The organism is Paraburkholderia silvatlantica, assembly GCF_003096715.1.
In the GTDB taxonomy this organism is placed as follows: domain Bacteria; phylum Pseudomonadota; class Gammaproteobacteria; order Burkholderiales; family Burkholderiaceae; genus Paraburkholderia; species Paraburkholderia silvatlantica.
Genome location: NZ_QEOL01000025.1, coordinates 137,706 through 149,505 on the forward strand (window position 1 = coordinate 137,706; position 11,800 = coordinate 149,505).

The following is an 11,800-nucleotide window of genomic DNA, read 5'->3' on the forward strand; positions in this document are numbered from 1 at the left end:
TGCGATAGACTGAAACCAGTGACGCTTCTTATTCGCTTGTTATTCAATGGAGATTGATGATGGACGTGTATATCGAACCGTTACCGAGAGGCCAATGGGGGCCAATCGATGGCTACGCCCTCGAGTTCGCGGACGGCAGCAAATTCGCCGAGAACATCTTTCGTTCCGAGCTTCTCGCGATCAGCGAGATCGTCCTGCGGGGCTATAAGCCGCTGCTGGCCAAGGTCCGCATTACGGACAAGCACGCCAACGCGCACTGGAAACGCCCCGACACTTCGCGCTGACGCGCTCGCGCTCGACGGCGTGGTTTGCCGTCGAGCCATTCAGGCAACAAGCGCGACCGCTTCCGGCGGGTCGTGAGCACGGCCGATTCGATTGCGCGTTCTTCTGTGCGGTTGAGTAGCAAACCGCGCTATTTAAAACCCTTCGAGCACGAGCTTGCCGCGCGAGCGGTTGCTTTCCACGAACTCGTGCGCCCGGCGCAGGTTCGCCGCATTGATGGTCCCGAAGCTCTCGTTGAGGGTCGTGCGCAACACGCCTTCGTCGATGAGCGAAGCCATGCGGTCGAGCAGGCGGTGCTGTTGAATCTGGTCCTTCGTCCCGAACATCGAACGCGTGTACATGAACTCCCAATGCAGGGCCACGCTCTTCGTCTTGAGCTTGCGGAAATCGAACAGATCCGGGTCGTCGATCAGCGCGACATGCCCCTGCGGATTGATCGAGGCGACGATCTCGTCGAAGTGACGGTCGGTCTGATTCAAGCTCGCGATATAGTCCACGCCCTCCATGCCGATACGCTTGAGTTCCTGCGAAAGCGGCTTCGTATGATCGATGACGTGATGTGCGCCCAGCTCGCTCACCCACTGCGACGTTTCGGGCCGCGACGCCGTGCCGATCACCGTGAGGCCGGTGAGCTTGCTCGCCAACTGCACGAGCACCGAACCCACGCCGCCGGCCGCGCCGATCACGAGCAGCGAGTCGCCGGACGGCACCGTGCCCTCGGCCACGCCGAGGCGGTCGAACAGCAACTCCCACGCCGTAATGGCGGTGAGCGGCAGCGCGGCCGCCTCGGCGAAGTTCAAGCTTTGCGGCATGCGGCCCACGATGCGCTCGTCCACTACGTGCAATTCGCTGTTGGTGCCCGGGCGCAGCAGCGAGCCCGCATACCACACGCGATCGCCCGGCTTGAAGAGCGTCGCGTCCCGGCCCACGGCGCGCACGACGCCGCTCGCGTCCCAGCCGAGCACTTTCGGCTCGCCGTTTTCGGGCGCCATGCGCGCGCGCACCTTCGCATCGACCGGGTTCACCGACACCGCGTGCACTTCAACGAGCAAATCGCGCGGGCCCGGCTGCGGGTCGGGGAGTTCGAGATCGATCAGCGATTCGGGATCGCTGATGGGGAGACTGCGGTAATAACCAATCGCTTTCATCGTGAATACCTCCGGGCAGTCAAATTGCGGGAAACCGGCTTTGTTGAACGAGGGGCGCGAAGTGATAAAGGTCGGGGTCGGCCGAGAAGTACGGCCATAGCGCGTGCAGGAAGGTCTGGAAGTCGCCGTGCATCATGAACGCGCTCTGCGCGTCGAGGGAGTCCCATTCCACTTCCAGCACGTAGCAGCCTTCGTCTTCGCACTGCGGACCGAGGCGGTGCCCGCGATAACCCGGCTTGTTCACAAGCAGCGGGCATACGCGCAGCCAGGCCGCCTCAAAATGCGAAATCTTGTCTGTTCGCAGATAAAAACGGCCTATCGCGACGATCATTCAAGCCTCCGTGCCGTTCGTGCTGGTACGAATAATCGGCCAGTGCGCTCGGCGCGCATAGCGGCAAACGGCGAATTCAGCTTCAAAGCAGCTTTGAAGATCGAGGGAGCGATCGAGCGGCGGGGCGATGGGAAAGGCGAACGCGGGCCGGCCCTGATGACGATCGGCCCGGGTATCGGACCAGCGAGCGGACTTGCTGCGCGATCACACGTCAGGCAAGAGTCAGGCAAGAAACGCGGCAATGCGATCGCGCAGCAAATCGCGCAGTGCGTTCACCGTCGGCGAGAGCATCGTGCGGTGGGCGCAGACGAGATGCAGCGGCGCGCCTTCGCCCCGAAACGCGTCGAGCGCGGTTTCGAGTCGGCCCGCCTTGATATCGGCGAGCACGTCCAGACGCGACTTGTACGCAAGACCCTGACCCGCCACGGCCCAGCGGCGCACGAGTTCGCCGTCGTCGCTGCTGCGGTTGCCCTGCACGTTCACGACGCTCGCTTCGTCGCCGCTGTAGAAGGTCCAGCGGTCGTGCAGCATGTCGCTCAATGCGAAGCGCAGACAGTTGTGGCGCGAGACATCGGCAGGCGTCGCGGGTTTGCCGTGACGCGCGAAATAGCCGGGCGCGGCGCACAGCACGCGCCGGTTTTCGGGCGCAAGCGGCAGCGCCACGAGGGAGGAATCTTCGGGCACGCCGTAGCGAACCGCCACGGCAACCGGCGATCGGAACATGTCGGTCACATGGTCGCCAATATGCACCTGGAGCGATACCGCAGGATGCTGGGCCTGAAAGTCGTCGAGCCAGGGCGCGAGCACGTTGCGCCCGAGGTCGGAGGGAATCGACAGCGACACCGTGCCGCCGATCATCTTGCGCCCATGCGCCACGGCGTTCTGGCCGGCCTCCACCTGCTCCATGACGCTGCGCGCGTAGACGAGGTAGCGCTCGCCGTCCGGCGTGAGGCGCAGGCTGCGCGTGGAGCGTGCGAGCAGGCGCGTGCCGAGTTCCGTTTCGAGGCGCTTGAGGCCCACGCTCGCCACAGCGGGCGTGAGATCGAGTTGGCGCGCGGCTGCCGAGAGGCTTCCGTTGTCCGCCGCACTGATAAAAATGACGAGGTCTTCCAGTCTGATCATGTACCGTCGCGTCTCGTTGGGCTGCGCTCGCCCCGGAAGCAGGCGCCGCAGTCATGGAGTAAGCGAACTGTACACGAAGGCGCCGCGTAAGCGGGCAGGCCCGGACACGCAAAAAAGGTCCGCGAATCCCCGGCCTTCCCGCCGCTGAACAATCTTTGGCTTACTGTTGCGCGATTCCTATACTCCCCAGCAGACATCCCCCGAAGGCTCAGCCGGGCACCCGCGGCATCGCGAATGCGGGCACATGTCGTTCATGGAGGAGTACGAGGCAATGCTGAACTATCCCGCCGCCTACCAGTCGACCAAGGGCTCCGCGCTCGACGTGAACAAGCCCTTTTACCGCCGCATCGCCGAAGAACAGGATCAGCGCGAGCTAATCGAATCGATCGTCGTGCCGATACGCTCGGGGCAAGCCTGGAGCGTGAGCGCGGGGCACGTGTTCCGCATCGTGACGATCGAAGGCCCGCAGGTGGCCGACCTCAACCTGTGGAACCGGCACGATCCGCGCGAGCGCATGTGGGCTTCGCGCACACGCCAGCTCCAGCAGGCGCACGTGAGCACCTTCGACCGTCTGTGGTCGACGCTGCCCTTCCTGCGACCGCTCGTCACCATCACCGACGACAGCCTCGCCGGCTACGGCGTGGACGAGCATGGCGGGCGCGTTCACGACTTGCTCGGCACACGGTGCGACCCTTACGTTAACCGCATGCTGACCGGCGAGGACTTTCATTTTCACTGTCACTCGAATCTCACGCGCGCCATCGCGCCGTACGGGCTCACCGAATACGACGTGCACGACGTGCTCAATGTGTTCCAGTGCACCGGCCTGAATCTGGAGGACAAGTACTTCATGAAGGCCTGCCCGGCAAAGAAGGGCGACTACCTCGAGTTTTTCGCCGAGATCGACCTGTTGTGCGCGCTTTCGACCTGCCCCGGCGGCGATCTTTCGCTGCCAATGTGGGGACCCGATGCACGCGACCCGCTGGAAGTCTGCCGGCCGCTCGGTATCGAGATCTACCGGCTGGCGCCGGCGCTGCTGGAAGGCTGGTCCTCGCCGCCTGTCGCCGAATATCGCGGCCTGCATGGTATGGCATTGCAGCAACCGGACTGGAAGTGCGGCTGCTGAATCGCGACGGACAAGGCTTACTGCTGCTTTTCGACCTTCTTCGGCTTCGGCGGCGATTCGACCTTCGCGTACTGGAACGCGGGCGTGGACTTCAGCGCTTCCTTGGTTGCGCCAGGCAGATAGAGGTTGCCCTGGCGCACGTCGAGCGATGCGATGGGCACGGCCACGTCGTGCGAGCCGACGCCGAGGAATCCGCCCGCCGAAACGATGGCCGCGGAAACCGAGCCGTCCGGCGCCACGATCAGGTCGCGCACGGTGCCGATCTTCACGTTGTCGTCGTTATAAACGGGCTTGCCGAGTACGCTCTTCTTCACGCTCCAGCCTTCGAGCAGCGCCTGCGACTGCTCGACCGAAACGCTCAAGGGCTGCGCGCCCGCGATCTGTGCATGCGCACCGGCACTGGCCAGCACGGCGCTGAATGCGGCTACGGCCAACATCGTCTTGCGGAAAAGCATTTTCTTTCGCTCCTGTATTCCGGTTAGTTCGCCGCGCAGGTCCTTGCGAGTCAGTGCGAGACTGCAGGCGGAATGTCATGTTAGCCGGAATGGAGCGACGATGCGCTCAAGCTGCCGATCTGCCGGACGTCGGGCTCGTGCAGATGGCCGCGGCGAGCGGCGTGGACGTGCTGATTTTCGACATGGAGCACGCCGCGATCGACATGCAAAGCCTCCACGCCATGGTGGCCGCCACGCGCCGGTTCACGACGATGCCGCGGCGCACTGGGCGCAAAGCCCGAAAACGACGAGACTGGAATGCGTATAGCGAAAGCGCTTCGCCGCAGCGATGGCGGCGTGCTGTTCCTGCAGCGCGGGCTCGTCGATGTCCTCCACGGTCTTGCAGCTCTCGCACACGAGGTGCGCGTGCGGCATGCCACGTCCAAGCTCGTACACCACACGCGTTTCGCCAACCCACGTGCTGTCGAGCAGCGACGATTCCATCAGTTGCGCAAGCGCACGATATACGCTCGCTAGGCTGCATTGCTCGACATCCTTTGCAATGCGGCGAAAGACCTGGTCGGCGGTCAGATGCTCGTGCGGCGCATCATGAAACACCTTCAGCACGGCCACGCGGCTGGATGTAGGGCGCAGGCGTGCGTTCTTCAGTTCGGAGTAGACCGTTTTCATACGCAGGGAAAACACGTCGGCAAGTAGGATAGTGTCCCCCGCGAATGCTTAAGGCTTCCTTATGTCAGTATGGTGGGCCGCACGTAGCGGCCTGACTTGCGGCCCGATTTCATGCTGCGGCGCCGTATGGGTCGAAAAGTACGGGACTGGCGGACATGGGACAGAAGCACGGCCTGAGGCTCATATGGCTTCCACGCCCACGGTGATCTTCGGCGCGTTCGACCGGCACAACTTCGGCGACCTGCTGATCGCGCAGGTGGTGGCACGCATGCTGCCCCGCCGCGAACTGCTGTTCGCCGGGCTCGCCGCGCGCGATGCGCATGGCGATGGCGGGCCAGCCGCGGTCGCACTCGCGCGCATTGCCGCTTTCGCGCACGACCGCTGTGTGAACGTGATCCACGCAGGCGGCGAACTGCTGACCTGCAATGCGTGGGAGGCCGCCGTGATGCTCGCACCGCCGCGGCGCGTGCCGGCGCTCATTGCCGCCGAACATGAATGGCTTCGCGACGGGCGCGCGTGGGCGCAACAGCATGTTTGCGCGGCGTCGCTCGCGCCGTATGTGCTTTCGAAGTCCGCGTTGCCGGGCGTGCGCGTGAAGCACCTCTCGTTCAACGCGGTGGGAGGCGTCGATCTGGATACGCGCAGTGCGCAGTTGGAAGCCGACGTGCTCGCGGCGCTGCAATCCGCGGACGCAGTGAGCGTGCGCGACCGTCAAACCCAGACGCTGCTCGCGCAACGGGGTATCGAAGCCCGCCTGATACCGGACCCCGCCGCAATGACGGCAGTCCTGTTCGGCACGGCAATACGCCGGCACGCCGCCAACCTGGCGCTGCGCGACGTCCAGCAGGCGTTCCCTCACGGTTATGCAGCCGTGCAATTCAGCGCTGACTTCGGCGACGATGCAACGCTCGATACGCTAGCCACCCAGCTCGAACTCGCAGCGCAGGGGCACGGCCTGGGCATCGTGCTGTTTCGCGCGGGCGCCGCTCCCTGGCATGACGACCTGGCCGTGTACGGGCGGCTCGCGGCTCGACTGTGCGCGGCTCATGTTCGCGTTTTTGCTTCGCTGAACGTCTGGGACATCTGTGCGCTGATCGCCGGAAGCCGCATTTATTGCGGCAGCAGTCTGCACGGTCGCATTGTTGCGATGGCGTACGCGCTTCCTCGCGCCAATATCAGTCATCCTTATCATTCCTCCGAGGGAGGCAAGCATGAGGCTTATGTGCAGACATGGGAAGCAGCAGGCCTCGCCGGTGTCGTGAATCCGGACAGTCTTGCCGAAACACTTGCCAATGCACTCGCGGCCGATTGCGCATCGCTGCGCGAAACCGCAGCCGCACTCGCACGGCGGTATCGGACGGAATTCGAAACCATGGTTGCCGAGAGTCGACTATAGGGCGTGCGAAGGATCAGCCTAACGAATCACGGTTAGCGTTTGCCGCGGCCACCGGCGGGTTTGCCAGCCGGCTTACGCGAACCGGCAACTGGCTTGGTGGCGGGTTTGCTGCGCGGCTTTTGCACGCTGAATGGGCTAGCGCTGGACAAGCTGGTGCCTTTACCTGCGGCCACGGCGCGCTGCGCAGCAGGCTTGCGTTTGTTTTCGCCACTCTGCGGGCGCGGTTTCTTGCTGGGCGCCTGCATGGCGCCTGGCACAGCTTGCGGCGTTTTGGGCTTCTTGGGCTTTTTGGGTTTCTTGATGATCTGGCCCGTCGCGCTGGTTTGCGGCACGCGGTGTTCGGCCTCAAAACCCGGTTCTTCTTCGCGGGGCAGCGTTTGCCGGATCAGCGCTTCAATCGCGGCCAGTTGCGGCGCTTCATCGGCACACACGAGCGACACCGCCACGCCGCTGGCGCCCGCGCGGCCGGTACGGCCGATACGGTGCACATAGTCTTGCGCGACGATCGGCAGATCGACGTTGATCACGAGCGGCAGGTCGTCGATATCCAGTCCCCGCGCGGCCACATCGGTGGCTACCAGCATACTGACTTCACCCGTCTTGAAGCGCTCCAGCGCACGCAGGCGCGCGGGCTGCGGTTTGTCGCCGTGGATGGTGTCGACCGCATAGCCCGCTTCATCCAGCATGGCCGCCAGATAGTCCACGCCACTGCGGGTTTTGACGAACACCAGCGCGTGCTCCCAGTGGTTCTCGGCCACGAGGTGCATGAAGAGGTCAGGCTTGTTCCTTTTATCCACCGGCACCACCCACTGCTTGATCCTGCTGGCCGTGGCATTGGGCGGACTGACGCTGATATTGACCGGGCCGCGCAGAATGCCCGCCGCCATCGCCCGGATATCGTCGGTAAACGTGGCGGAGAACAACAGGGTCTGGCGCTCTACGGGCAACGCAGCAAAGACGGCGTTGAGTTCGCGCGCGAAGCCCAGATCCAGCATGCGGTCGGCTTCATCCAGCACCAGCGTTTGCACTTGATCGAACTGCACCGCGTTCTGGCGATTGAGATCCAGCAAACGGCCCGGCGTGGCGACGAGCACATCGACGCCTTTGCGCAACTTCATCATCTGCGGGTTGATGCTGACACCGCCATAGGCGGCCAGAAATCGCAAGTCGAGGCCTTTGCCGTACGCGATAAAGCTTTGCAGCACTTGTTCCGCCAGCTCACGTGTGGGCACCAGCACCAGAACACGCGCGCGGTTGCTGGACACCGCCGGGCCGTGTTGCACCAGCCGTTGCAACAGCGGCAGCGCAAAACCCGCCGTCTTGCCAGTGCCGGTCTGTGCCGCAGCCATGACGTCCTTGCCACTGAGCACGGCAGGAATCGCCTTGGCCTGCACCGGCGTAGGCGTCCGGTAATTGAGGTCCTGCACGTTACGCAGCAAGGGATCGATCAGGCCGAGCGAGGCAAAAGACATTGACGTATTCCGGGCTAAAACCGCAATTCTAGCGGTTACCGCGCTAATTTCGCCGCGCAGAACCGATGATCAAGAAGAACGATGCCGGCCGCCGCCAAAAGACCTAGCGATGCCGGCAAAGTAAAGGTTTCGTGTGTGTCATCGTACAGAACCATTTGGTGTGTTACCTTAGGTGCTCGGGGCCAGCAGGACATTTCAGTCGAAAACCAGAAGGATGCTCATGGAATTCAACAATGGCGCTGTACTAGAAGCTCTTCGACTTGCCTTGTATCGACAAATACCGTGGCACAAGCGGCCGGCAATTTTCACGTCGCTTCGCGCGCAGGGTTTGATCCAGACCGTAGCCCAGATCCCTCCCCCCAGTACGAAGTCTCTCCCCACATTGCAGATTGCCGTCCTGACGGATAAGGGACAGAGAGAAATGCAGCGCATCGAAGCGTCAAAGCATGTTTCAGGATGGCTGGACGACGACTACTTCGCAACGTTCCTTGCAGAGGTCGTGCTTGCCTGACCACGCATCACCGCGTGCCTGCGACGCAACGCCTACGCCAGTCGCAAATCCCATAGCACATCAAGTACGTGTTGCGTGGAACGCTCAACGTACCCCGCACGATGTGCAATACCGAGCCGTCGCCACAACGCCGGGCGCAGCGGGCGCATGACAATGCGCCTGTCGGGTAACGGCGTAGTGGCCTCGTGGGGCAACAACGCTGCGCCGTACCCTGCCGCTACCAGACTCTTGATCGCGTCGTTGTAGTTGAGCTGAATGCGCGGCGCAGGATGGTGCCCTCCGGTCGCGAACCACTCCGCAGTCAGACGCGAAAGACGCGTGGTCGCGTCATTGAGAATGAGAGGTTGGGCGGCGAGCCATTCAGGGGTAGCACGCGCCGGAGACCGCCAATGCGCCGGCACAAAGGCCATCACAGGGTCGCGGCGCCAAGGCTTTATCACAAGTCCAGCCACCGGGGGCTGGGGCAGCGCGATCAGCCCGACATCCAGCGTTCCATCCACCAGCCGCGAAAGGGTTTCTTGCGAAGTCAGCACTGCAATCTGAATGTCGATGGCGGGATGGTGCTCGCGCAGGACCTCAAGCGCTTGCGGCAGCAGATGCGCGATCACGCCCGTGGACGCGCCGAGACGCGCACGCCCTTCGAGCCCCTCTACCTGGCGTTGAATATCGTCTAACGCCTGCTCCGCGTCGGCCAGCAGCCGGCGCGCGCGCTCCACCAGCACCTCGCCTATGGACGTCGGCCCCACCTTTCCGCGCTTGCGTATCAGGAGTGGAGCCCCTATGCGGTCTTCGAGTTCGGCGATGTGAAGGCTGACCGTTGGCGGCGCCAGGTGCAACGCGCGCGCCGCATCGGCGAATGAACCACGGTCGGTAACGGCGACCAGAGTGCGCAAGCGGTCCAGGCTGATCTCTCGCATGACGGCGTCCCGATTCAGAAAATCTGAATGTTTAAGTTATGAAATTCAACTTTCTCTATTCTAACCGTCCGCGCAACATAGGGGCTCGTTTTACCTGTTACAACCCACAGTCAGCGGAGTCATCCACGTATGAGCACTCCCGTAGTTTTCATCGACGGCGACCAAGGCACCACCGGGCTGCAAATCCATGACCGGCTGCGCAACCGGACCGACATCAGGCTGCTCACACTTGCGGCTGCCGAGCGCAAGGATTCGCGGCGTCGCACGGAAGCCATCAACGCCTGCGACATCGCCATCCTCTGTTTGCCGGATGCCGCCGCGCGCGAGGCAGTGGGCGCCATTGTCAATCCTGCCGTCCGGGTGATCGACGCAAGCTCCGCCCACCGCACACAGCCGGACTGGACTTACGGTTTTCCGGAAATGACGCCGGGGCAGGCTGAGCAAATTGCGAACGCACGTCGGGTCACCAATCCGGGTTGCTATCCAACCGGTGCGGTTGGCCTGCTGCGTCCGTTGGTGCAGGCCAGGCTCATACCGGGCAATTACCCGATCGGCATTCATGCGGTATCCGGCTACTCCGGACGCGGGCGTGCCGGCGTGGAGGAACACGAGGGGCCGGGAGCCGCCAACGCGCCTTCATACCAGGTCTACGGCCTGGAACTTGCGCACAAGCACACGCCGGAAATCCAGCAGCACGCCGCGCTTGCGCAGCGTCCCATTTTCGTCCCTGCGTACGGAGCGTTCCGCCAAGGCATCGTGCTGACGGTTCCGCTGGCGTTGCGGCTGCTGGCGCCCGGCGTGGATGGCGCCACGATGCATGCGTGCCTCGCACGCCACTATGCCGGGGTGACCCACGTACGGGTCTTGCCGCTGCACGAATCGGGCGCCTTAAAGCACCTGGACCCGCAAGTGCTGAACGGTACGAACGACATGCACTTGAGCGTTTTTCATAACGTGGAGCACGGCCAGGTCTTGCTGTCTGCGGTTTTCGACAATCTTGGCAAAGGCGCATCCGGAGCCGCGGTTCAGAACCTGAACCTCATGCTCACCCGGCAATAGACCCGCGACGCCGTTTTGCCCTCACCCGATTGCGAACACACCGCACGCGAGCGCGAACACAGTCAAGGCAGCGATTGGCCGACGGTTGATCCGGCTCGCCCGGCGGAGTATTCGGGTGAGCTTTGGCGCTGTTCTTGAATGCCTTCCCCATTTTGAGTCGCGCTCGTGGGCGCAATCATCGGGGATAGCTGTTTGACAGTCTCCATCAAATGATGGAGGTCAAAACGATTAATTGTGCATACGATCGAAACAGACGACAACGATAACGCTTGAGCGCTGCAAAGTCTGGCAAGGTGTCGAACCAGGGTTCGGACGAACCGGCCGTTTGCAGCACGAGTCAGCCGGTGTAATCAACCCGGAGGTGGGCCATTATGAAGACGCTAGTCCACACAGTTTGCGCGGTCGCCGTCATCGCTGTGCCAATTGCATCGTTGGCGCAGTCGGATGGGGGGTTGACGCGCGCGCAGGTCCAGGCCGAGATCGCTCAGCTTCAGCAAGCCGGGTTCAATCCGGCCAATGCGAATACCGCAGACTTTCCCGCCAACATGCAGGCGACCGACGCAGCTGCCGCAGGCCAGGGCAGCGGCTACGGCCCCGCAATGAACGGCTCCTCGCAGATGGGCCATCCGGCCAGCCCGACCGGGATGAGGCCGGTATTCTTTGGCGGGTCGTAAGCCTTTTCGTCTGGCCAGGTCGGGCGATAGAGAGCATGCCGTCTCTCTGCGGGACGGCGTGGAGCATCGTGCCATGCGCTTCGCGCCGCTCGCGAATCCGATCTGCTTATTCTGCAATCCTGCCGAACAGCCGACACTGGCCTGTTTGGTCATGGTTTGACAGCGAGTACGCAAACCGCCGTCTCTGTTTCGACAAGCTTCGCTTCGACGAAGCCAGCGGCTGTTAGCCGTTCAATCAACCCGCCCGGCTGTTGGCCAAGCCGGCGCGCCTGAAATTACATTTCCATTACACCTTGTTCGCGCCACAGGGCGTACTTGCCCTGATTGCTCCGGTTCGGCCGGCTATGCAGAAATGCGCATGGAAATCGTCGTGAATGCTCAAGACGAAGCGATATTGGCTTCCTATAGTCGCTTTCACGTTTTCGCCCCGGCGGTTTTCAGGCAGGGCGGTTCGATCGATACCACGCCTATTCTGGAGGAGCCCAGCACGCAGTCGACGCGAACAAGAGAGTTGTGAACCAGCCGATGCCCCGACCGCGCGAAGCGGGCGAGCCTGGCCGGTATGCACGCCACAGCAGTGAACCCATGCTTGCCGACAAAGGAAACACCATGCGTTTTGCGAAGACTCTTACCCCCAT

Annotated in this window: 14 protein-coding genes; 6 read left to right on the plus strand and 8 right to left on the minus strand. The window is 62.9% G+C overall.

The window, feature by feature from the left end; all coding sequences use genetic code 11:
* Positions 1 to 56 precede the first annotated feature (56 nt).
* The gene (locus C7411_RS28415; RefSeq protein ID WP_042263805.1) at positions 57 to 284 is read left to right on the plus strand and encodes a hypothetical protein; all 228 of its coding nucleotides are present in this window, start codon (positions 57 to 59) and stop codon (positions 282 to 284) included.
* 132 nt (positions 285 to 416) lie between these two features.
* On the opposite strand, the gene C7411_RS28420 is transcribed toward C7411_RS28415, so the two are convergent.
* From C7411_RS28420 to C7411_RS28430, 3 genes are all read right to left on the minus strand, one after another.
* A complete protein-coding gene (locus tag C7411_RS28420) occupies positions 417 to 1,430 on the minus strand; it encodes a zinc-binding alcohol dehydrogenase family protein (protein ID WP_110387870.1) in 1,014 nt (337 codons plus the stop codon).
* A 19-nt stretch (positions 1,431 to 1,449) separates the two neighbouring features.
* On the minus strand, positions 1,450 to 1,761 hold the full coding sequence (locus C7411_RS28425) for an antibiotic biosynthesis monooxygenase family protein (protein WP_110387871.1): 312 nt from the start codon (positions 1,759 to 1,761) through the stop codon (positions 1,450 to 1,452).
* A gap of 222 nt (positions 1,762 to 1,983) precedes the next feature.
* Positions 1,984 to 2,883 carry a LysR family transcriptional regulator gene (locus C7411_RS28430; RefSeq protein ID WP_110387872.1) on the minus strand — a complete coding sequence of 300 codons (900 nt, stop codon included), beginning with the start codon at positions 2,881 to 2,883 and terminating at the stop codon, positions 1,984 to 1,986.
* A gap of 271 nt (positions 2,884 to 3,154) precedes the next feature.
* Here C7411_RS28430 and C7411_RS28435 point away from each other — a divergent pair, with 271 nt between their 5' ends.
* Positions 3,155 to 4,009, plus strand: a complete 855-nt coding sequence (locus C7411_RS28435) for an urea carboxylase-associated family protein (RefSeq protein WP_110387889.1) — start codon at positions 3,155 to 3,157, stop codon at positions 4,007 to 4,009.
* A gap of 17 nt (positions 4,010 to 4,026) precedes the next feature.
* Here C7411_RS28435 and C7411_RS28440 read toward each other — a convergent pair whose 3' ends face one another.
* Positions 4,027 to 4,464: a PRC-barrel domain-containing protein gene (locus C7411_RS28440; RefSeq protein WP_110387873.1), complete on the minus strand. Its 438-nt coding sequence runs from the start codon at positions 4,462 to 4,464 to the stop codon at positions 4,027 to 4,029.
* A 243-nt stretch (positions 4,465 to 4,707) separates the two neighbouring features.
* Positions 4,708 to 5,133 carry a Fur family transcriptional regulator gene (locus C7411_RS28445; protein ID WP_110387874.1) on the minus strand — a complete coding sequence of 142 codons (426 nt, stop codon included), beginning with the start codon at positions 5,131 to 5,133 and terminating at the stop codon, positions 4,708 to 4,710.
* Positions 5,134 to 5,317: 184 nt separating this feature from the next.
* Between C7411_RS28445 and C7411_RS28450 the strand changes: the two genes are divergently transcribed.
* Positions 5,318 to 6,529: a polysaccharide pyruvyl transferase family protein gene (locus C7411_RS28450; protein ID WP_110387875.1), complete on the plus strand. Its 1,212-nt coding sequence runs from the start codon at positions 5,318 to 5,320 to the stop codon at positions 6,527 to 6,529.
* Between the two features lie 32 nt (positions 6,530 to 6,561).
* Here C7411_RS28450 and C7411_RS28455 read toward each other — a convergent pair whose 3' ends face one another.
* A complete protein-coding gene (locus tag C7411_RS28455) occupies positions 6,562 to 8,001 on the minus strand; it encodes a DEAD/DEAH box helicase (RefSeq protein WP_110387876.1) in 1,440 nt (479 codons plus the stop codon).
* Positions 8,002 to 8,221: 220 nt separating this feature from the next.
* On the opposite strand from C7411_RS28455, the gene C7411_RS28460 reads away from it, so the two are divergent.
* The gene (locus C7411_RS28460) at positions 8,222 to 8,512 is read left to right on the plus strand and encodes a hypothetical protein (RefSeq protein ID WP_110856968.1); all 291 of its coding nucleotides are present in this window, start codon (positions 8,222 to 8,224) and stop codon (positions 8,510 to 8,512) included.
* Positions 8,513 to 8,544: 32 nt separating this feature from the next.
* Here C7411_RS28460 and C7411_RS28465 read toward each other — a convergent pair whose 3' ends face one another.
* On the minus strand, positions 8,545 to 9,429 hold the full coding sequence (locus C7411_RS28465; protein WP_110387878.1) for a LysR family transcriptional regulator: 885 nt from the start codon (positions 9,427 to 9,429) through the stop codon (positions 8,545 to 8,547).
* 129 nt (positions 9,430 to 9,558) lie between these two features.
* Here C7411_RS28465 and argC point away from each other — a divergent pair, with 129 nt between their 5' ends.
* A complete protein-coding gene (gene argC, locus C7411_RS28470) occupies positions 9,559 to 10,488 on the plus strand; it encodes an N-acetyl-gamma-glutamyl-phosphate reductase (RefSeq protein WP_110387879.1) in 930 nt (309 codons plus the stop codon).
* 371 nt (positions 10,489 to 10,859) lie between these two features.
* A complete protein-coding gene (locus tag C7411_RS28480; protein WP_110387881.1) occupies positions 10,860 to 11,162 on the plus strand; it encodes a DUF4148 domain-containing protein in 303 nt (100 codons plus the stop codon).
* A 414-nt stretch (positions 11,163 to 11,576) separates the two neighbouring features.
* Here the strand turns inward: C7411_RS28480 and C7411_RS37885 are convergent.
* Positions 11,577 to 11,800: hypothetical protein (locus C7411_RS37885; protein WP_207786572.1), on the minus strand; the 224-nt coding region annotated here is incomplete at its 5' end.